Here is a 21,091-nt window from a genome sequence, read left to right on the forward strand (position 1 = left end):
AACGGCCTGCCCGCATGCTTCGGCCGACAGGACTTTAAAAGTAAGGGAGCTTCAGTCGCAACTGGTTAGCCTGGGGTCGCAGCTCCCTTGCGGGGTCTTCAGCTTTCTTTCGTAAAAAGGGCCAGGCTGTGAGGCGGTAGTTCCACCTGCTGTCCACCCTCGATTCTTGCGGGCAGACGGGCGCCGGGGCCCCGCCACTGACGGTCGGCGGAATCGATGAGTTTGCGCCAGCTGCCGGTCCGTGCCGGGAAGGGACACTGCGCTACGGCACGGTTGAAATTCATCAGCATCCATACTTCATCTTTCTCATGGTGGCGGCGCAGCCACAGCACCCGCTGACCCTCCATTCCCCAGCCTTCGAGTTGCCGGTTGTCGCAGCGGTTCAGGACGGGATGATCGCGGCGCAGCCGCAGAAGTTCGCGGTAAAAGGCGTTCATTGCGCCCTTGTCCCCCTTCCGGCGCGAAGCCCAGTCGATCCGCGCCGAGTCAAATGTGGCCGGATCCTGCGGATCGGGTGGTTCGCCCTCCTGATGAAAGTCCTTGAATTCACGCTTGCGTCCGGCCCGTACGCCCTCGATGAGTTCGTCGTCATCAAAGCTGACGAAATAGGGAAACGGGCGATCCTCGCCATATTCTTCTCCCATGAAAAGCAGGGGGATGTATGGGGAAAGGATGACGGCGCCGGCCGCCAGCTTTGCGGCCTCGAAACCCGCCAGGCTGATGAGCCGCTCGCCGCGCATGCGGTTGCCGACCTGATCGTGATTCTGGGAGCAGACCACGAACTGTTCCGCGGGGCGGTCGGCGCTGGAGTTGCCGTGATGGCGCTTGCGAAACTCGGAATAGCGCCAGGAGAGGATGAAACCCTCGCGCAGCGCCTTGACCAGATCGCCAATATGACCGAAATCAGCGTAATAGCCAAGACTTTCCTCCGTCAGGAGCACATGCAGGGCGTGATGAAAATCATCGCTCCACTGTGCGTGCATCCCAATCCCGCCCAGCTTTTCGGGCCGGATCAGGCGTGCGTCGTTGAGATCGCTTTCGGCAATCAGCAGGCACTCCCGCCGGTTGCCGGCGGAGAATTCCTCCGTTTGCTCTACCAGCTCCTGCAGAAAGGGCTTGGCGGAAAAATCGTTAATGGCGTGCACCGCATCGAGCCGCAGGGCATCGATATGAAAATGTCTGAACCAGTACAGGGCGTTCTGCAGGAAGTAGCGCCGCACCTCGTCGCTGTGGGGGCCGTCGAAGTTGATCGCCTCGCCCCACGCGGTGCGATAGTGGTCGGTGAAGTAAGGGCCGAAATCGCGCAGGTAATTTCCTTCCGGCCCCAGGTGGTTGTAGACTACGTCGAGAATGACCGCGAGGTCGGCCTGGTGGGCGGCGTCGACCAGCTTCTTCAACCCTTCAGGACCGCCGTAGCTGTTCTGCACCGCAAAGGGGAAGACCCCGTCGTAACCCCAGTTGCGGGTGCCGGGGAACTGGGCGACCGGCATCAACTCGATGGCGGTAATCCCCATGTCGCGCAATTCCTCCAGGCGCGGAATAATTGCCTCGAAGGTGCCTTCCTGCGTGAAAGTGCCCACATGCAGTTCGTAGATGACCATTTCGGACAGGGGGCGCCCCTTCCAGTCGCGGTCGCTCCAGGCGAAAGCCTCGTGATCGATGACCTGGGAGGGGCCGTGTACACTGTCGGGCTGGTAGCCTGAAGCCGGATCAGGGCGGTCTTTTTCGTCATCGAGCCTGAACTGATAGCAGGCGCCCGGCAGAACGTCATCGACGACGATCCGCCAGTACCCGCGCTCCTGCCGAGTCATGGGCAGGATGCGCTCATGGGGTGAATCAAGCTTCAGCTCCACCTGCCGGGCACGGGGCGCCCACACAGAAAATTCACAACGTCCGGCATCGAGATAATGCGCACCCAGTTGCATAAAAATCACATCCTCTCTTAATCTTCACCTCACGCCTCACGCCTCACGCCTTTTCCAACGGCTCTTCCAGAATCATCTCAATGCCACGCATCGGCAGGGAAATCCAGTCCGGGCGGTTGTTGAGCTCATAGCCCAGTTCGTAAACCGCTTTCTCCATTAGGAAGCAGTGCAGCAGCGTTTTGAGATGGGCGCGATTGTCGGGCACCAGTCGCGAATCGCCGAGGGTGCGCAGATAGCCCTGCAGGAAGATGGCCCCGGCATGGGTGCTCCAGGCCTCCAACCAGGGGTGCAGGAATTCGGCATCGGTCGGATGATCATCGGTGTGGCGCCGCAGGGCGCTCATGGCGGCATAGTGAAAGGAGCGGATCATGCCGGCCACATCCCGCAGGGGGGAGCGCTTCAGGCGTCGTTCACTCAGGGAGCGTGCCGGCTCTCCTTCGAAATCGATGATGACGAAATCCTTGCCGGTGTAGAGCACCTGCCCAAGGTGGTAGTCGCCATGAATACGGATTTTCATGGAGGTGATCTTCGGTCCCATGATGCGTGACAGGCGGATGAGGACATCACGTTCCTGCTCGATCAGGTGTTCGACCTGATCACGTTCTGCCTCCGGCACCCGCGCCATGTTCTGGCGCAGCAGCATGAAGGTGCGCCGCGTCAGGGAGCGCATGGATTGATAGACTGAGCGCTGATAGAGGGTGGAGAATTCCTCCGGCCGCCAGGTGGCGTCCTGCACGTTGGAGGCAAGCGCCAGGTGAAGTTGCGCGGTACGCTGCCCGAGTCGGTCCACCATGTCGAGGTAGAAGGTGCCGAACACTTCCGAGAGCCCCGTGGGTATGTTTTCCCAGGTAATGTCAAGCAGATGCGCCGCCCGGTCGGGCAGCGGCGGCAATTCGCTGCGATGACTGAACAGCCGGTCGATATAATTGGCCAGGACATTGAGAGAGAAGCTCCAGGCGTCCCCCTGGTTGGAAACCAGTCCCATCAGGAGGCCTACCGCCATCGGCTCGCCCCTTTCGCCATGATACTCGAGGGCTCCGCCAAAAGAGGGCGTGTGTTCGAATTTGGCTTTTTCAGTCAGGAGCCTGGTGATCTCCTGGTCGGGGTTGATGCCGTTTTCCAGCATTCGATAGAGCTTGAGAAACAGCCGGTCATCGTAAATCATGGCGCTGTTGCTCTGTTCGGTCTTCATGACCTGCGAGCTGGTGGGATCGAACCCCTTTCCGAGCAAGGTCCGCAAACGGCTGCCCGGAATCCCGGCCAGTTCTCCCCGCTGCCCCTTGAGCCGTCTCCGCGACCGGATCATGTTGAATAGAGCCTGTCGAAAAGCGGCGTCGTAGATGGCATCGTAAAGGAAAAAGTTCTCCTCTCCGATCTGAAGGTCTGCAATCAGGGACTGGGGGTACTGCTGGCGCAGGTTGTCGGCTTCCTTCTCATTCACCGCATGGACCGGCAGCATGTAGGTCTCGGAGGCGCCTTCGCTGTAGGCCACATCGAACAGCAGGATGCGCACATCCTCCCGGTTGATACTCATGGCAATGGAATCGCGGATAGAGACGCCGCGCACCGTGCGCGCCTTGGAGCGGAACCAGCGGGCCCGGTCGAGATATGCAGGCAGAATGTTTTCCGCGAATCGATTGCCGCTGCGTCCCTCGAGAATACGGTGCCAGGCTTGTCCGGCGCTGAGCTTCAGGCGGATTGACTGCTCTTCCGGCGTGCGGCCGTGACGCTCCGGCTGCAACCGGAACCAGTAGTAGTCGTGAATGCCCAGTGTCAGAAAATAGGGGGTCTCGCGGATGATGGGGAAATTGTTGTGGCTGAACACCTCTTCCGGAATCATGCCGGAAAATTCCGACAGGTCAAGCTCCACCGCCTGGCAATAGCGCGACAGGTTGACCACCACCAGGATGATTTCATCTTCGTAGCGGCGGATAAAAGCCAGTACTTTGGGGTTGTCGGGCAGCAGCATCTCCAGGCTGCCCCGGCCGAAGGCTTTGAAATGCTTGCGCATGGCGATCACGCGCCGCATCCACCACAGCAGCGAAGTGGGGTTGCGCTCCTGGTTTTCCACATTGAGCGCCTCGTAGTGGTACTCGGGATCGCTGATGACCGGCAGGTAGAGTTTCTGCGGATTGGCGTTGGAGAAGCCGGCGTTGCGGTCGGGGCTCCATTGCATCGGGGTGCGTACCCCGTCGCGGTCGCCCAGGTAGTAGTTGTCCCCCATGCCGATTTCGTCGCCGTAATAGACGATGGGTGTTCCCGGCAGGGAGAACAGCAGGAAGTTCATCACCTCGATCTTGCGTCGGTTGTTGCGCAGCAGCGGTGCCAGCCGGCGACGGATGCCGAGATTGATGCGGGCGCGCGGGTCGGTGGCGTAGGTGCGGTACATGTAGTCGCGCTCTTCGTCGGTAACCATCTCCAGGGTTAACTCATCGTGGTTGCGCAGAAAGATCGCCCACTGGCAGCTCTCGGGAATACTGGGTGTCTGATCGAGAATGTCGAGCAGCGGGAAGCGGTCCTCCATCTGTAGCGCCATGTACATACGCGGCATGATGGGGAAATGAAACGCCATATGGCATTCGTTGCCCTCGCCGAAATAGGCGACGGCATCCTCCGGCCACTGGTTGGCTTCGGCCAGCAGCATGCGGTTATCAAATTTCTCATCGATATGAGCGCGCAGCTCCTTCAGATAGTCGTGTGTTTCGGGAAGGTTCTCACAGTTGGTGCCGTCGCGTTCATAGAGATAGGGCACGGCGTCAAGGCGCAGCCCGTCGACTCCCATGCCGAACCAGAAGTCGAGCACCTTGAACATCTCCTTGCGGACCTGCGGGTTTTCAAAATTGAGGTCGGGCTGGTGAGAATAGAAGCGATGCCAGTAGTAGGCCTTGGCGACCGGGTCCCAGCTCCAGTTCGAGCTTTCGAAATCCTGAAAGATGATGCGGGCATCGAGATACTTGTCCGGCGCGTCGCTCCAGACGTACCAGTCGCGATAGCGCGAACCGGGCTTGGCGCGCCGTGCTCGCTGGAACCAGGGGTGCTGGTCCGAGGTGTGATTAAGCACCAGCTCGGTGATGACACGCAGCCCCCGGGCGTGCGCCTGCTTGAGAAACTCCTTGAAATCCTTCAGGGTGTTGTAGTCGGGATTAACGCTCTTGTAATCGGCGATGTCATAGCCGTCATCGCGCAGCGGCGAAGGGTAGAATGGCAGCACCCAGATGGCGGTGACGCCGAGGCTCTGCAGGTAGTCGAGTTTGCCGATCAGGCCGCGAAAATCCCCGATGCCGTTGCCGTCCGAGTCGGCAAAGGCCTTGATATGCACCTGGTAGATGACGGCGTCCTGATACCAGAGGGGATTGTCATCAATCTGCGATTCTTTTTTACGCGCCATGGTTATATCCTTAAGTGTTTCCGGTGTAGGGGCGACCCGTTGGGTCGCCCTGGGCGAGGCAGCGCCTCGCCCCTTGTATGCCCGGCGGTATCCTCACATAAAATAATCAAAATCCTGCTCGCGCCGCAGGCGCGGGTAGAGGCGGAATACGGCAGCCGGCAGCTGGTGAGGGTCGAGTTCGATCGGGTTCCACTCGCTGTGCCAGATGTTGCGCCCGTCGCCCAGCAGGTCATGGGCCAGAAACGGATGGCCAGGGGAGAGGCCGAGGCTTTCCATCGGCAGCCGGATATGGCCGGCCTGCTTGTGGAAGGGATCGAGGTTGACCGCGACCAGCAGGATATTATCGTGCTCTTCAGTGGTTTTGACGTAGCAGATCAGGTTGTCGTTGTCCGTTTTACAGAAATGGACGTTCCAGGTGGTCTGCAGCGCTGGGTTGTCACGCCGGATGCGGTTGACGCGGGCGATCAGCTCCCGCATGTGATCGGCGTTCTCCCAGTCCCAGTTCTTGATTTCATATTTCTCCGAATCGAGGTATTCCTCGCTTCCCGGCAGGGCGGTGTTGACGAACAGCTCGAACGGCGGGCCGTAGATGCCGTAGCTGGCTGAGAGGGTCGCTGCCAGGATAAAACGGATCATGAACGCCGGACGGCCGCCGTACTGCAGGATTTCCGGCAGAATGTCGGGGGTATTGGGCCAGAAGTTGGGGCGGAAGAAGTCGCGCACCGGCGGCGTGCTCAGCTCTTGCATGTATTGCTCCAGTTCCCACTTGGTGTTGCGCCAGGTGAAGTAGGTGTAGGACTGGGTGAAGCCAACCTTGGCCAACCGGTACATCACCTTGGGGCGGGTGAAGGCTTCAGAGAGGAAGATCGTTTCCGGATGCTCTTTCTTGATCTCCCCGATGACGTACTGCCAGAAACCGAAAGCCTTGGTGTGAGGGTTGTCGACACGGAAGATGGTTACACCCTGCTCGATCCAGTACTCAAAAATACTTCTGAGTTCTTCCCAGAGGTTTCGCCAGTCGTCGCATTCAAAGTCGAAGGGGATGATGTCCTGGTACTTTTTGGGCGGATTTTCCGCATACTGCACCGTGCCGTCGGGGCGCTGTCGGAACCACTGCTTGCGCCGATGGACATAGGGGTGGTCCGGGGAACACTGAAAGGCGATATCCAGGGCGACTTCGAGACCATGTTCCGCCGCTTTGGCAATAAAGCCGCGAAAATCCTCCAATGTGCCAAGATCCGGATGAACCGCCTTGTGTCCGCCCTTAGCCCCGCCAATGGCCCATGGAGAACCGGGATCATCGCCTTCGGCCACCACCTGGTTGTTGCGCCCTTTGCGGTTGGTGAGGCCAATGGGGTGGATCGGCGGGAAATAGAGGACGTCGAAGCCCATGCGGGCGATTTCCGGCAGCAGTTTTTCGCAATCGCGGAAAGTGCCGTGCTGTGACGGATCGCCGGAGGTCGAGCGGGGGAAGAGTTCATACCAGCTTGAGAAAAGGGCTCGTTGGCGTTCGGCGAGCACTTGGAAAGTGCGATCGGCCAGCGTTGCCAGATGAGGGTCGTAGTGACGCTCCATCAGGGCCGTAAGCTCGGGGTCTTGCGCCAGACGCAGGGCGGAAGCGTCATCCGGCGCCTGGCGCAGGCGCGAAGCCCACTGTCTGAGCCTCTGGGCATCGCTGCTTCCGGCGCGCAGAGCAAATGATTCGACCAGGCGCGCGCCGATCTCCCGGTCGACGGCCAGATCCTGTCCGGCTGAAAAGCGTTTGGCCAGATCTTTCTGCCAGGTGACGAAATGATCGACCCGCGCTTCGACGGTGTAGTAATAGACGCCGAGTTCGCTGATTTGGAAGGCGGCTTCCCAGGCATCGTTGACGAGAAAGCGCATGGGAACCTTGTGCCATTGCTCCTCCGATTCGTGACGATAAAGAAGCAGCGCCGCCGGTTCGTCGTGCCCGTCGCAGAAGACATCGGCGCGCACGACGACTTTCTCGCCGATCACGCGTTTAATGGCAAAGCGCCCGTCATCGACCTGTGGAGTGATATTCTCGATCACCGCCCGGCGGCGTCCATCTTCGGGGAATTCGTTGGAAGTCTGCGGCCTGTGCTGCGACATGTTTCCTCCTTGCCGTTATCCAATGGCCATTCCCCGCATTTTAAACCTGCGGGGAGCCGGGGAATCAACTCTTGATCAGCTAAGACTTTAACAAGAATTGAGTTTTGAGCAAGTGGACGGAGCTTTTGCGCCGGACGAATTTTATGGTTTTCAGTGCGGAAAAATTTTACTTTTGTGTAAAAATTTTTTATTGTGAAAGGCTGATTTGAACTTTTGCGAGAGAAGATTTCGTGCGCAACGACCTTGATCTGGAATATTTCAAAGGAAAACTTGAGAAGAGACTGGATGTCCTGCAGTCAGGGCGCCAGGGGCAGCAGCGAGACGGGGCGCCGGTGGAGCTCGACCAGACGCGGGTCGGCCGCCTGTCGCGCATGGATGCCATGCAGCAGCAGGCCATGGCACAGGCCACCGCGCGTCGTGCGGAAGCGGAACTGCAGCGCATTCATGTCGCCCTGGGACGTTTGCGTACCGGAGATTACGGGTACTGCATCAAGTGCGAGGAGGAGATCGCCGAAGGACGTCTGCAGGTTGATCCCTCAACCCTGATCTGTATCGACTGTGCCCGTGCGGCTGAAAATGGTTAGACCTGCTGAATGCGCCGGACTTCCCTTTCAATAGACCCGGAGTAAACTTACTCTGGCGAACCGGGAATTTATCCTCCTCGGACTCGCCGATCTGGATGGGTGCTTTTTATGAGTGAAATCATCATTTCGCCGCGCAGGTCGCGCCAGCGCAAGCCGAAGCGTGCCCGTCGATTTGTGCTTGTTGTTTTGCTGCTGCTGCTGGTCGCAGGCTGGTTTATCTGGCCGGAGAATTCTTCGGAGAGCCTGGTTCGAGACGAATTAGCGGAAATCGAACGGGACGCCGAGAACTTCTACCCGGATGTGCCGCCTGAACCTCCCGTGGTTCAAGAGACACTGCCTCCCTCCACAATTGTCCATGATATTGAGCCGGGCGACAGTCTGATCGGGATCTTTACCCGTTTCGACCTCGACTGCGGGGCACTGAATCTCATTCTGGAAGCGGACGAACCGCTGTTGGCCCTCGATATCCTGCGCCCGGGGAACACTCTGACGTTTCATCTTGATGAAGAGAGCCGCTGCCTGGAAGAAATGGAGTTGTTCATCCATCCGGGCAATCGGGTTGTTTATCGTCGCGCGGATGACGGCTCCTTCACCTACGAAGAGATCATCCTGCCGGGCGACTGGCAGATTGACCTTGTCGAAGGCGAGATCAACGGCAGTTTCTACCTTTCTGCAATCAATGCCGGCCTGTCGCAAAAAGAGGCCGCCCAGATAACCCGGTTGTTCAAGGAGCAGATTACCTTCTCCCGCGACATCAGGGCCGGGGATCGTTTTCAGGTGGTGCGCACTCTGCAGTTCGTCGATGAAACCTTCACCGGGCAATCACGCATCGAAGGGGTGCGCATTCTGCGGCGCAATCGCGTCCACAGCGCCTTTCTTTGTGAAGACGGCAATTATTACGACCAGAACGGCGAAAGCCTCATGCGCGCTTTTCTGCGCTACCCCACCGCCCAGCGCTACCGCATCAGTTCTTCCTTCAACCCCGCCCGGCGGCACCCGGTCACCGGGCGCGTCGCCCCGCACAACGGGACTGATTTCGCCATGCCGACCGGCACACCGGTCCTGTCCACCGGCGACGGGGTGGTGACGCGGGTCAGCAATCATCCCTATGCCGGTAAATATATCGAAATCCGCCACGGCGGTGATTATGTCACCCGCTACCTGCACCTGCACCGAATCCTGGTCAATAAAGGGCAGAGCGTCAAGCGGGGCGAGCGCATTGCCCTGTCCGGCAATACGGGGCGCTCCACCGGGCCCCATCTGCACTTTGAACTGCATGTGCGCGGCCGCCCGGTCAACCCCATGAAGGCCGACATCCCCATGACGGCATCAGTGCCCCGGGAAAGGCGCGCCCAGTTCGATCAGCGGGTCACGGAACTGCTGAGTCTGATGGACGGAACACGCGAGCAGATTGCGCTGCGTTGACCACCTGCCCGGTCTTTTCCTCGCAAAGAAGTGAACTGTTCAGGATGAGAGTGACGACCCCGCGAGGTGAATAGATACAGAAAGATTTGATTTATGCCGTGGATCCTGTTGAGTGCCTATCTTGTCGTCGTCTGCATCGAGTTTGTCCTGGACGGACTCAATATGCGGCATCTGCGGCGTTACGGACATGAGGTCCCGGTCGGTTTCGAAGGTGAGATTGACGGGGAGCGGCTGGCGCGCATATCCGACTACACCCTGTGCCGCAACCGGGTCGGGCGCATCGAGTCCCTGTTGAGCCACCTGCTGCTGATCGTCTTTCTTTTTGGCGGTCTGCTCGGGCTCTATGATCGCTGGATCGCAGGCATGCAGCTGCCCTTTATCCTCTCCGGGCTACTGTTCTTCGCCTGTCTGTCGGTTGCTAAATACCTCATCGATCTGCCTTTCAACCTCTATCACCAGTTTGTCATCGAAGAACGCTTCGGCTTCAACACCATGACCTGGCGCCTGTGGTTGTCCGATCAGATCAAGGGGCTGCTCGTGTCCGCGGTGCTGTTCGGCCTGCTGTTGAGCGGCGCTCTGTGGCTGGTGCAGGCCGCGCCGCACAGCTGGTGGTTATGGGTGTGGGGCTTTTTCGCCCTGTTCAGCCTCTTTCTGATGTACGTCTCGCCTTATGTGATCGAGCCTCTGTTTTTCAAATTTGAGCCCCTTGGACAGCCTGAGCTGGAAGAGCGCATCACCAGGGTCATGGAGAAGGCGGGGCTGAAGATCAGCCGCGTCTTTCAGGTGGATGCGTCCCGTCGCAGCCGCCATTCCAACGCCTATTTTACCGGCATCGGCCGGGTCAAACGCATCGTGCTGTTCGATACACTGCTCGAGCAGTTGACTGCCGATGAGATCGTTGCCGTTCTGGCTCATGAAGTCGGGCACTGGAAGAAGCGTCACGTTTTCAAGAGGTTGGTGACGGTGCAGCTGCTCTCTCTCGCCTTTCTGGCCGCTTCGTGGTGGCTGGTCAATGCCGGGGTGCTCCCCGGGCTGATCGGGCTGGAGGACGGTTCGTTTTTTGCCCAGGTCATGATTCTGTCTCTGCTGGCTTCCCTGGCGGGGTTTGTTGTCTCTCCCCTCTGGAGTGCCTTGTCGCGGCGGGATGAATACCAGGCTGATCATTTTGCCTGCCATCTGACGGGGGATGCGGATGCACTCGCCTCGGCGCTGGTCAAGCTGTCGCGGGACAACCTTGCCAACCTGCGCCCCCACCCGGTGTATGCCGCGTTTCACTATTCTCACCCTCCTGTTGTTGAGCGGGTGCGCCGTTTGCGCGACCGTTCATCCTGAACAGAGAGCCGACTCATGCCCATCATTTTTTTTACCACCGTCCTGACGCTGTCGGCCCTCTATGCTCCGCAGCCGCTGCTCCCCGTAATCATGCAGGAGTTCGGCGTGTCACGTTCCGCGGCGGCGTTTCTGACCACGGTTTCCTTTCTCCCCTTAAGCATTGCGCCATTGTTTTACGGTTATGTTCTCGAGTCGGTCAGCCCGCGCCGCATGCTGCGCTGGACGGTCCTGCTGCTCGCTGTCTCGGAGGTGTTTTTCTTCCTCGCGCCCAATTTCGCCAGCCTGGTGGTGGTACGCCTGTTTCAGGGGCTGCTTGTGCCAGCCATCCTGACGGCGCTGATGACCTACGTGTCCCTGGCCAGTGCCAAAATGCACGTGCAGCGGGCCATGGCAACTTATATTGCGGCAACGATTCTGGGTGGATTTCTGGGGCGGGCTTTTTCCGGCTGGGTGGCGGGTGTCTTCGGATGGCGCTACAGCTTCCTGGTGCTTGCCGCAAGCCTGCTGCTGGCTTATTTTCTATTGTCCCGGCTGAAGGGGGAGACGCGTCTCAATCTGACCCGCCCCCATCCGCGTATGATTTTGAGTGTCCTGCGTCAGCGTGGATTTCTGCCTCTCTATCTGGCGGTGTTCGGATTTTTCCTGGTTTTCGCCGCGATCATGAATTTTATCCCCTTCCGCCTGACTGAAATCAGTGAGCAGGCGACGGAGTTCCGTATCGGCATGATGTATAGCGGATACCTCATGGGGATCGTCGCATCCCTTGGGGCGGCCTGGGTTGCACGCAAGGTGGGGAGTGAGATGCGGGCGTTGCGCCTCGGGATGGCCGTCTTCACCGGGGCACTGGCGATGATGCTGATCCCTTCGGTGTCGGTGCTGTTTGTGGTGATGTTCGTGTTCTGCGGCGGGATGTTCCTGGTGCATTCGACGGCGTCCGGCCTGTTCAATCGCTGTGCGCGCGAAGGGCAGGGGCTGGTCAACGGGCTTTATGTTTCCTTTTATTATGCGGGGGGAGCCATCGGCTCTTACGGTCCGGGGCCGATTTATCGTGATTGGGGGTGGAACGGGGTGATTTTTGCGTTGGTTGCAGTTTCACTGATGGTGCTGGTTGCCCTGATGGGGCGCGGCCCTCTGGCGGCAGCTATGGATTCGGGGGAACCCAGATCAGGCCATGACGCTCAGGCGCGTTCCTGAGACGGGTGTGTCTGTTACCTGTTCAACGCTTCCCTCTGAGAGTTCACGACGGGCCTTGGTCGCCATTTTGCCGGCTTTGGCGGCGATGGCGCGATCAGCGGAAGACGGCTCCGTAGGTGCCATGGCGGCACGGTAGATGGTTTCGGCTTTCTGCAGTGTCGCTTCCGGGTCGTTGGCGACGGGAGTGGTGTCGATGGAGACCTCGCCGGAAACGGCGTAGGAACGGCCATCCGGCCCGCGCTCCAGGGTGAATGTGGGCTGGTCGGAATAAGCACCGCCGACGGCGGCATGAGCCTGTTCGTGAACTCGCACCTCGCGGTCGCGCTGCTGCAGTTCGCGGATTCTTTCCGCTTCCGGGCTGAAACTGACCCGGTCTTCTTTTGTGTTGCCTGCACTACCGCTCTGCGGTGCTTTACGCTCCCGGGAAGACGAATCCCTCTCGGGTCCCAATGGCTGGACCCCGACGGTTTTGTCGGTGCTTTTGAGCGAGTGGACGGCCATGCCGGCATAGCGCGCGACAAGAGCCGCCGGTGCGGCAGCGATTGCCATATACCTTCCCTCCATCCAGGGAAAGTCCTGCAGGGCGGCGAGTGCTCACCCTGGAAGATCCCGATGGTTTCTTTTTATTCTTAAAAATATATAACGACTTGTGTTTGATCGCAAGAAAAAAGCCCCGTGAAGCCGGGGCTTGTGTCACCGTCAAGATGTCTTTTCGCTCCAGTGAAGGGCGTTTGATGGGCAACTTGCAATGCATTCAGGGCATTTCAGGCAGTCGCGATCGGTCAGTGCGCCGGTTTCTTTATGCTCGGCGATGGACAGGCTCATCGGACAGGCAGCCTCGCAGCGACCACATTCGCGGCAGTTGTGACTCACTTGCAGCCTGTCTTTGTGGCCGCCGATCAGGTTCTGCATGGTGCCCATCGGGCAGATGGCACACCATGCGCGCGGATGCAGGGTGAACGCCAGGCCGACGCCAACTGCAGTCGTTACGGCACACATGGTCCAGAACACCAGCCCCCAGTGTTGAGGATCGCTGGGGTTGAGGGCGATACGCCATCCCATAAAGCCCATCATGGCACTCAGAACCCCCAACCGAAAAGGCATGCCGCGCATAAAATCGGGGATAACGCCGCGCCGGGTCAGCGGTGCGATCAGTCGATCGAAGAACGCGCCGCGCGGGCAGAGGTTGCCGCACACATAGCGTCCCTTGTAAAAAGCTCCCACTATCCCGGTCAGCATGGCTCCGGCTACGGTAAACCCGAGCAGCGGATACTTCCAACCCAGCGCCAGAGTCACGAGCATAATGGGCATCAACGCCCACTGCAGTTTGCGGCGGTTGGATACCGCCTGATATTTTTCCTGAGCAACAGCTTGCATAAGTAAACAACTCCCGGGTATTATTTAGATATATATTCGGATAATCATATATTTGGTAAAAAAAGTCAACCGCTTTTAAACTCAAGCGGCGCAGTTGGCCTGTTCAATTGCCTGCACGGCCGATGTGTGCGGCTCGCGCTTTACCGCAGAGCAATTCCAGCATGCTGAACAATGACTTTCTGGAAAATCAAAAGGCCTCCCGTAGAGGAGGCCTTTTGTCGAACGTGTATCCAGATATTGCTTACTTGATGTGGCAGTCGCCGCACTTGGTGGGGCCGCCCTGAGCTTTGTGGCAGTTCTTGCAGGCGTCGCCATGAGCGGAGTCTTTGTCGATTTCGATTTTAGCAGGGGTGCCTTCGCCGTGGCATTCCTCGCATGAGACTTCTTCGCTGTGCATTTTGTGATCGAAGGGAACTGCGCCGTTTTTGGCTTCATAGCTGTACATGTCTTGGGCAGCGAAACCGACTCCGACGGCAAACAGAACAACCATGGCAGCTACAACAAACTTCTTCATGCTCTTTCCTCCTGAAAATAAAAATGGTTGGAAAAATTTTCCGCTCCTATTAAAGATCCAAGGAGACTATTTGTCAAGATGAACCCGCATGAAAAAGAGAAATTCAAATATGCGGAAAGGTGGGTGAATAGGGTGGTTATTCCTGGGAAAAGAAAGCCTCTTTGCGCTCAAGCTGTTTCATGTGTTCTTTCTCTTTGCGGATATTTTCACGGCAGAATGCCCATATATGGTAGTGCTCAAGGGACAGAATAGTGAAACCGGCGGCAAAAATCGCCCAGAAATTGCTGTCGAGGGCTTCAGCGTAATAATAAAACGCATAAAAGGCCGTGAGATAACCCAGGTGCGACCAGCCCCGATAGCTGCCGTTGCCGCTGCCGATCCGAGAGAGAATCAGGACCAGGGCGCTGAAGCTGTAGACAACGAGGGCAATGCTGATCAGGTTGGTGGGAGGCGCGGCGCCAAGCATCTCGCGCACATTGCGCGGGATGGTCGGCAGCGCTCCGGCCTGGGGGAGAGCAACCATGCTGATGCCGAGAAAGATCGCCAGCCCCCACAGCCCGCGCTGAGACAGGGACTGGAGCTTGCGGATGCGCTCCAGCCCCTGTTCACGCGTTTTTGAGGGGGCGATATCTGAATTTTCGGCGCTCTTTCTATGCCGGTGCATGCTCTCTGGATGACTCCCAGTGTGGTGTAAAGGGCTGCGTCTGAAGCTTATGCCTTGTCGCCCTGCTGATTATCCTCCCGTTCGCGGATCTCTGCGCTCAGTGCTTCAAGCTGCTTCTGCAGGCGGTCCAGGTCCTGATGGTTCTTGTGGCGTTCACGGGCCATGTGCCGGAAGGTCTTGGCAAGGTTTTCAAGCTCCTCGGTGCCTTCGGGAACACTGATGTCAAACTTTCCTTTACTCAGTTGCTCGGCAAAGACCACCAGTTGCTTGACCGGCATCAGGACATTGCGGCGCAGCAGCGCGCTGACTCCACCGACAGTCAGTACCATAACCATCAGGCAGAAGACAATAAGACGATTGCGCAGGGTGTTGAGAGATGCGTTGAGCGGTTCCCGCGACAGGCCGATGTCAAGGGTGCCGAGGATTTTGTCTTCCGGAGTGTGCACATGGCAGCTTCCCGTGAAGCAGCTCGGCTCATTGTAGATCGGTGCGGTGATGGCAAGAACTTCTTTGCCCTGACTATTCTCGAAGTGGCGGGCCTTGTCCATCTCCCCCAGGTGGGTGGCGGGTTCAGAGCCTTCGTGGCATTCGATGCACCCGGCCGTCTCCTTGTCGACGATCTGGTTGACCTCATCAGGGTGGGCGGAGAACATAATGAGGCCCTTTTTGTTGAAAATGCGCACATGTTCAACACCTTCCTGCTCGCCGATATTCTGAATGGTATGGCGCAGCGATTCGCGGTCGTCTTTCAGCATGGTATAGCGCGTAGATTTAACGATAATATCCGCCAGTTGAATCTCGCGCCGGATGGTATCGTTTTCCATATCCTGTCTGACGAAGGAATACAGCAGAATACTGCAGACAATGACAAAGCCGGTGACCGTCAACCCGACGGGGACCAGTGCTTTGGCCGCGATGTTTTTCAGGATGCTCACGACTCCTCCCGCTCTCTCTCGGCGTTTTTGAATTCTTAGATAAATATAACCGTAAAAAATTCAGGTTTCTACTGAATATTTTGTGGTGCAGGTTTTTTCACTCGGAATGTTTTTCCCCGTGTTCATGCTCCTCAATTTCCTCCCATCCGGTCCACATCGGTTTGAAATGAGCAAATGGGGTATGGCCAAGGGTTGCAAGGTAGACATGTGTGAACAGAAAAGCGATCAGACAGCACGCCAGCAGGAAATGGGCGCCGACAACCATCTTTATCCCCCCGAGCAGCATGACGACGGGGCGTAGCAGCTCCAGGTTCAGCAGAAGCAGCCCCGTCACAATGACCAGCGGCACGAGAACCATCATGATGACCACGTAGGCGGATTTCTGCAGCGGGTTGAATTTGTTCTCCGGCGACATGACGTGTGGATTGGGTTTGCCCCTGAAATAGTTGAAAAAATAGAACAGGGCCTGTTTGAAAAGCCCGTGTTTGAGATCGTCGCGATTGGGAAAGTAGAGGGGCAGCAGCGAACGGGCGATAATCAGGTAGTATCCCAGCCAGAGGCAGAAGGAGATGGACACCACGATCCCCGCTGTGTTGTGCAGTTCGATGGCGGCACGATAGCTGCCGAAAATATTCAGATACTCAGGAAAGCGAATCTGGGCGCCGCTCAAAATCAGTGCGACGAATCCGAATGCGTTGAGCCAGTGCCAGATGCGTACCGGTGTCGGCGTCAGGTAAATCCTCTGTCCTGTCTTCACAATTTTCCTCCTCGTAATGGCTGCCGTCATTCACTACGCAGGATCTGGTCCCAGGCAACGAATTGCAGCCGCGACAAAAAACGCCAGCAGAACAAGTGGCGGAATCAACTGCATAATCGACAGCGTTAACACAAAGCTATAACATATTTTACCGAGCATATCGCTGCTGTCCGATAAAATACCGATAGCGCCCTGTGCTGTCGGGGGTGCCGAAAAGAGCACAAAAACCGCCACCACCACCGCCAGCGTGGTCGACCTGTGAATGTGCATGACGATCCGTCTCCTGTAGAGGTGAAATTCGCACCAACTTTGCAGGGACCTAACAAGAGCATCTGCTATGCCAAACCTCGGCGCAGCAGCTCGATAATTGTTAAGTTGTTGAATAGTAAAAGAAAAAAGTTGAATTTGGAGATTGGAGGCTGTGGTGTGGACCTGCTTGGTGTATAATAAAAATGTGCACCTGTTTTGTCGCACACACTGGGTGCCATCGAACGCAAACGCCCTGAAAGCGGCAGAAGCCTTTTCTCCCGCTGCTGTGTGACGGGATGTATTAAAAAAATATACAGTTTTGAATAAATATTTATTTTGTGCGGGAGAGGATAAATCCCGTTGGGCGAAAGGGAAGTTTCTGTTATTATTTGTCCTATGTAGTATGTGGTTTAAACGGTTTCAGCCCCGTTTTCTTTGATGTTTTGTGCCGCCTCTCTATATGACGCGGCTCGCCGTTTTGAAGACCTTTGTCCGGGGGAGCCGGCGCCGCACCTGAAAAGGCAGGGCGCCGAAGGAGTGATCTGCATGAACGAACAAGCACGCATTCTGGTCGTGGATGACGAAGGGGTGATACGCGAAGGTATCCGCCGCATCCTCGAAAATAGTGGTTATGAAGTCGATGTAACCTCCAGCGGGAATCTGGCCATCGAAAAACTTCAGGAAGAAGATTTCGATGTCGTCATCACCGACCTTAAAATGCCCGGCATGAGCGGTATGGAAGTGCTCAAGGCCATCCGCATACTCCAACCGGATGTGCCGGTGATCATCATTACCGGATATTCCACGGTCGATACGGCGGTGGAGGCCATGAAAAACGGCGCCTTTGACTACCAGTCAAAACCCTTTACCCCCGATCAGATCGTCGGCAAGGTAGAAAAGGCCCTGGAGCAGCGCGCTGTCCTGCTGGAAAATTTCTACCTGAAGAAAGAACTGCGCGACCGACATGGTTTTGACGATTTTGTCGGTGACAGCAAGGCGATGCAGAAAGTCTACCGGCGCATCATTCAGGTGGCGCCGACCGACAGCACGGTTCTGATTACCGGCGAAAGCGGCACCGGCAAGGAGCTGGTTGCCCGGGCTGTTCATCGGAACAGCCCCCGCAAGGATCAGCCTTTTGTGGCTGTCGACTGCACCTCTCTGGCTGAAAGCCTTCTGGAAAGTGAGCTGTTCGGTCACGTCAAGGGTTCTTTTACCGGTGCGATGCAGACCAAAACCGGCCTTTTCAAGGTCGCTGACGGGGGAACCCTGTTTCTGGACGAAGTCAGCAATATCAGCCTGACCACCCAGGCCAAACTGCTGCGCGTTCTGCAGGAACGTGAGGTCGTGCCCATCGGCGGTACCAAGCCCGAACCCATTGATATCCGGCTCATCGCCGCAACCAACCGCGGGCTCAAGGAGCTGGTCGCCGAAGGTAAGTTCCGTGAAGACCTCTTCTTCCGCCTCAATATCATTCCGATTGACATGCCCCCGCTGCGCGATCGCCAGGGCGATCTGCCGACCCTGGTCGGTTATTTTCTGCAGAAGTTCGCCAGCGAGATGGGCAAGGAGATCCGCGGGCTGAGTCCGGGGGCGATGGCTTTGCTGGAACGCTACTCCTTCCCGGGCAATGTGCGTGAACTCGAAAACATCATCGAGCGCGCTGTCGTGCTGGCGGCCGGGGATCTGATTGAAGACGATGATCTTGAACTGCAGCTCTCTGCCGCCGAGGAACAGGAAATGGGGGAAGGGTATGTGCCTCTGACCGCAGATGAGCTGAAGGAAGCCAAGCGTCACCTGCGTGAACAGGCCGTCGCTCCCGTGGAACGTGCATTTGTGCTCAACGCGCTGAAGCGTAATGAGTGGAATGTGACCAAGGCCGCAGAAGAAGTGGGAATGCTGCGCCCCAACTTTCAGGCGATGCTCAAGAAACAGGGGATTTCAGTGCGTGAGCATATGACGAACTGATGTTTGTTTAGGGGATTGGTTGTTTAAAAAGCCGCTGCCGGTTGCGAACCGGGCAGCGGCTTTTTTTTTGCAGGCATGCGTGAAACGGGGTCTATTCTTCCCCCTCTCCCGACGGTTCCTGGGAGGACAGGGGAAGGGTGATGGTAAACGTGGTCCCTTCGCCAGGGGTGCTTTGGACTTCGATATCGCCGCCATGATTTTCAATGATACCGTAGGAAACCGACAAGCCGAGCCCTGTCCCCTTATGCCCCTTGGTCGTAAAGAAGGGGTCGAAGATTTTGTCAAGGTTTTCCGGCGGAATGCCGCTGCCTGTATCGCTGATTCGAACGACAATCTTGTTGGATCGGGCATCTATCCCTGTTTCAATGGAGAGTTTCCCGTCGTTTCCCATGGCCTGGCTGGCATTGATCAGCAGGTTCATGAAAACCTGCTCGATCTGATTGGGGTCCGCCTCGATCTGCGGGATTTCACCATAGGTCTTTTCAATGCCGATGTCGTGGAAAGAGCTGTGGTGTTCCACCAGCGAGAGGGTCTGTTCCATGATGTCGTTGATGGAGGTAGGCACTTTTTTCGGCACACTTTCGCGTGCGAAGTCGAGCAGCCCTTTAACGATTTCAGCGCAGCGCTGCGTCTCGCGGATAATGGTGTCGAAATCGGGTTTCAGGGCCGGGTCGAGCCTCGGGTCGCTGCTGATCATCGAGGAAAACATCAGCACGCCGGTCAGGGGGTTGTTGAGTTCGTGGGCGATGCCGGCCACCAGTTCTCCCAGGGAGGCGACTTTCTCCGACCGGATGAGGCGCGACTGCATCTCCTTGATTTCATGGGTGCGCTCCTCCACTTTCACCTCAAGTTGATTGCCCCATTGGGCCAATTCCTCCTGGGCCTGCCGCAGGCTGCGCGTCATTTCGTTGAAGGAGCGGGCCAGTTCACCGAATTCGTCCTTGCTCTCCACCTGGACTTCCCCCCATTCCCCACGGGCGATGCGATGGGTCTGCTCCAGCATCTGGTTAAGCGGCTGGCTGATGAATCTCTGGGTGAGCAGCGACATGCAGGTTCCCAGAATCAGCAGCAGAATCAGGCTCAATGCGATGATGTTGTTGCGGTAAGTAGCAGTTTGCAGGCGCATCCCCTCAAGGGAGACGATCACGTCGAGTACGCCCAGCAGTTTGGCGTCGGGGGGGTGGAAGTGGCATTCTGCGGTGGAGCAGCTTTCCTGGTTGTAGATCGCCTTGGCCATCCCCAGCACTTCATGGCCGTGCTTGTCGTCGAACAGGCGACTGCGATTCATTGATGATGCGTGGGTCAGGGGCGTATCTTTGGTGTGGCAGACGTTGCACCCTTCTGTAGCTTTATCCAGAAACTGCCCGATCTCGGCGCGTTCGGTCGAAAAGATGATCTCCCCATCCTTGTTGATCAGGCGGATGTGTTCGATGCCCCGCTGCGTGCCGACCTCCTGAATCATCTGATAAACCCGCTTGCGGTCATCTTCAAGCATTTGGTAGTGGGTCGAGCGAATCAGGGTTTCGCTCAGATTGTCGACGTCGTTGATGGCCTCTTCCAGAAAGATTTTCTTCAGGGCGCCGACATTGATGATGGCAAACAGAAGCATGGTGCCCACCAGGACAAAAACCGTGACCAGGGTGACCTTGGTGGTGATAGACAGCTTCACGACAGTGCGCTCCTTTGGGTTGAATGCTGGTTTCGATGTGTCATTAATGTGCCATTGAATGTATTTCGGACTGGAACTGAAGTCAAACCTGTTTTTGCGGGCCATTGAGACTTTGGTGGACGCCCGCATCAGGTTTCTTCGGTTGACAGTGCCCGACGCACCACGGTATTAGAGGGTGTCGCAGGTAGCTGACTTTAAAAGCTGCCGCATTGTGAAGCATTAAGTGCATTAGACGTAGAAACCATTCTCCGAACGTGAAAGGAAAGAATGCATGCAGAAGATGATTGTATCTCTGGCCGTACTGATCTTTGTCGGATTTTCGGCCGTTGCTTCGGCTCAAGATGAAACCCTGACCCAGGAACAGAAAGGCGCCTATGCCCTGGGGCAGCAGCTCGGAGGCGACCTCAAGGCCGGCGGGGTTGAAGTCGACATCGACATGCTGGCGGCAGGCATCAAGGATGCCTACGCCGGGACTTCACTCCTGGATGATGCCGAAATTGCCTCGGCCATGGAGACCCTGCAGCGTGAAATGATGGAAAAGCAGATGGCTCAGCGTGAGAAGGCTGCTGAGGAGAACCTGCGCGAAGGGCAGGCGTTCCTCAGTGAAAATGCCCAGAAGGACGGCGTTAAAACGACCGAGAGCGGACTGCAGTATGAAGTGATTGAGAAAGGCAGCGGAAAGATTCCGACGCCCGAGAGCACAGTGACCGTTCACTACCGGGGCACATTGATCGATGGGACGGAATTCGACAGCTCTCTGCGGCGCGGTGAGCCTGCGACTTTCCCTGTCAACGGCGTCATCGCCGGCTGGACCGAAGCGCTGCAGCTGATGAGCGAGGGAGCCAAGTATAAACTCTACATTCCGGCCGATCTTGCTTATGGCGAACGTGGCGCCGGTCAGGCCATCGGCCCCAATGAAACCCTCATTTTCGATGTAGAACTCCTGTCGGTAGAGTAGTGTTTTGCAAAGGCGGCGCCGAGGACATTTCTTCCCGGCGCCG

17 protein-coding genes are annotated in these 21,091 nt (G+C 57.3%); 6 read left to right on the top strand and 11 right to left on the bottom strand.

The features are described 5' to 3' along the window. Window positions 1-98 precede the first annotated feature (98 nt). From treZ to GSUB_RS03550, 3 genes are all read right to left on the bottom strand, one after another. Window positions 99-1,925 (bottom strand): malto-oligosyltrehalose trehalohydrolase, encoded by a 1,827-nt coding sequence (gene treZ, locus GSUB_RS03540; RefSeq protein ID WP_040199213.1) that lies wholly within the window; start codon window positions 1,923-1,925, stop codon window positions 99-101. A 43-nt stretch (window positions 1,926-1,968) separates the two neighbouring features. Further along, window positions 1,969-5,313 carry a maltose alpha-D-glucosyltransferase gene (gene treS / locus GSUB_RS03545; protein ID WP_040199214.1) on the bottom strand — a complete coding sequence of 1,115 codons (3,345 nt, stop codon included), beginning with the start codon at window positions 5,311-5,313 and terminating at the stop codon, window positions 1,969-1,971. Window positions 5,314-5,406: 93 nt separating this feature from the next. Next, window positions 5,407-7,425: an alpha-1,4-glucan--maltose-1-phosphate maltosyltransferase gene (locus GSUB_RS03550; RefSeq protein WP_052464481.1), complete on the bottom strand. Its 2,019-nt coding sequence runs from the start codon at window positions 7,423-7,425 to the stop codon at window positions 5,407-5,409. Window positions 7,426-7,655: 230 nt separating this feature from the next. On the opposite strand from GSUB_RS03550, the gene GSUB_RS03555 reads away from it, so the two are divergent. The 4 genes from GSUB_RS03555 to GSUB_RS03570 all read left to right on the top strand — a co-directional run bounded on the left by GSUB_RS03555 (window position 7,656) and on the right by GSUB_RS03570 (window position 11,960). Continuing rightward, window positions 7,656-8,009 (top strand): TraR/DksA family transcriptional regulator, encoded by a 354-nt coding sequence (locus tag GSUB_RS03555; protein ID WP_040199215.1) that lies wholly within the window; start codon window positions 7,656-7,658, stop codon window positions 8,007-8,009. Window positions 8,010-8,117: 108 nt separating this feature from the next. Further along, window positions 8,118-9,434 carry a peptidoglycan DD-metalloendopeptidase family protein gene (locus GSUB_RS03560; protein WP_084211723.1) on the top strand — a complete coding sequence of 439 codons (1,317 nt, stop codon included), beginning with the start codon at window positions 8,118-8,120 and terminating at the stop codon, window positions 9,432-9,434. 93 nt (window positions 9,435-9,527) lie between these two features. Continuing rightward, window positions 9,528-10,766 (top strand): M48 family metallopeptidase, encoded by a 1,239-nt coding sequence (locus tag GSUB_RS03565; protein WP_040199216.1) that lies wholly within the window; start codon window positions 9,528-9,530, stop codon window positions 10,764-10,766. A gap of 15 nt (window positions 10,767-10,781) precedes the next feature. After that, window positions 10,782-11,960, top strand: a complete 1,179-nt coding sequence (locus tag GSUB_RS03570) for an MFS transporter (RefSeq protein ID WP_052464483.1) — start codon at window positions 10,782-10,784, stop codon at window positions 11,958-11,960. Here the strand turns inward: GSUB_RS03570 and GSUB_RS03575 are convergent. The 7 genes from GSUB_RS03575 to GSUB_RS03605 form a co-directional block, all read right to left on the bottom strand. Beyond that, window positions 11,931-12,509, bottom strand: a complete 579-nt coding sequence (locus GSUB_RS03575) for a putative metalloprotease CJM1_0395 family protein (protein WP_052464485.1) — start codon at window positions 12,507-12,509, stop codon at window positions 11,931-11,933. The genes GSUB_RS03570 and GSUB_RS03575 overlap by 30 nt on opposite strands. Window positions 12,510-12,659: 150 nt before the next feature. After that, window positions 12,660-13,337 carry a 4Fe-4S binding protein gene (locus GSUB_RS03580; RefSeq protein WP_040199218.1) on the bottom strand — a complete coding sequence of 226 codons (678 nt, stop codon included), beginning with the start codon at window positions 13,335-13,337 and terminating at the stop codon, window positions 12,660-12,662. Between the two features lie 241 nt (window positions 13,338-13,578). Continuing rightward, entirely contained in the window at window positions 13,579-13,851 is a 273-nt protein-coding gene (locus GSUB_RS03585; RefSeq protein WP_040199220.1) for a cytochrome c3 family protein, read from the bottom strand. A gap of 136 nt (window positions 13,852-13,987) precedes the next feature. After that, window positions 13,988-14,515, bottom strand: a complete 528-nt coding sequence (locus GSUB_RS03590; protein WP_052464487.1) for a hypothetical protein — start codon at window positions 14,513-14,515, stop codon at window positions 13,988-13,990. A gap of 47 nt (window positions 14,516-14,562) precedes the next feature. After that, window positions 14,563-15,450 (bottom strand): HAMP domain-containing protein, encoded by an 888-nt coding sequence (locus GSUB_RS03595; RefSeq protein WP_158414036.1) that lies wholly within the window; start codon window positions 15,448-15,450, stop codon window positions 14,563-14,565. 97 nt (window positions 15,451-15,547) lie between these two features. Next, a complete protein-coding gene (locus tag GSUB_RS03600) occupies window positions 15,548-16,207 on the bottom strand; it encodes a cytochrome b/b6 domain-containing protein (protein ID WP_235269903.1) in 660 nt (219 codons plus the stop codon). A gap of 33 nt (window positions 16,208-16,240) precedes the next feature. Then, the gene (locus GSUB_RS03605; protein ID WP_040199221.1) at window positions 16,241-16,477 is read right to left on the bottom strand and encodes a hypothetical protein; all 237 of its coding nucleotides are present in this window, start codon (window positions 16,475-16,477) and stop codon (window positions 16,241-16,243) included. 525 nt (window positions 16,478-17,002) lie between these two features. Between GSUB_RS03605 and GSUB_RS03610 the strand changes: the two genes are divergently transcribed. Beyond that, on the top strand, window positions 17,003-18,421 hold the full coding sequence (locus GSUB_RS03610) for a sigma-54-dependent transcriptional regulator (protein WP_040199222.1): 1,419 nt from the start codon (window positions 17,003-17,005) through the stop codon (window positions 18,419-18,421). A gap of 91 nt (window positions 18,422-18,512) precedes the next feature. Here GSUB_RS03610 and GSUB_RS03615 read toward each other — a convergent pair whose 3' ends face one another. Further along, the gene (locus tag GSUB_RS03615) at window positions 18,513-20,090 is read right to left on the bottom strand and encodes a sensor histidine kinase (protein ID WP_040199223.1); all 1,578 of its coding nucleotides are present in this window, start codon (window positions 20,088-20,090) and stop codon (window positions 18,513-18,515) included. A 271-nt stretch (window positions 20,091-20,361) separates the two neighbouring features. On the opposite strand from GSUB_RS03615, the gene bamJ reads away from it, so the two are divergent. Then, window positions 20,362-21,048 carry a BamJ family beta-barrel-assembly machinery protein gene (bamJ, locus tag GSUB_RS03620; RefSeq protein ID WP_040199225.1) on the top strand — a complete coding sequence of 229 codons (687 nt, stop codon included), beginning with the start codon at window positions 20,362-20,364 and terminating at the stop codon, window positions 21,046-21,048. The last annotated feature ends 43 nt before the right edge of the window (window positions 21,049-21,091 follow it).

Source organism: Geoalkalibacter subterraneus (assembly GCF_000827125.1).
GTDB classification, from domain to species: domain Bacteria; phylum Desulfobacterota; class Desulfuromonadia; order Desulfuromonadales; family Geoalkalibacteraceae; genus Geoalkalibacter_A; species Geoalkalibacter_A subterraneus.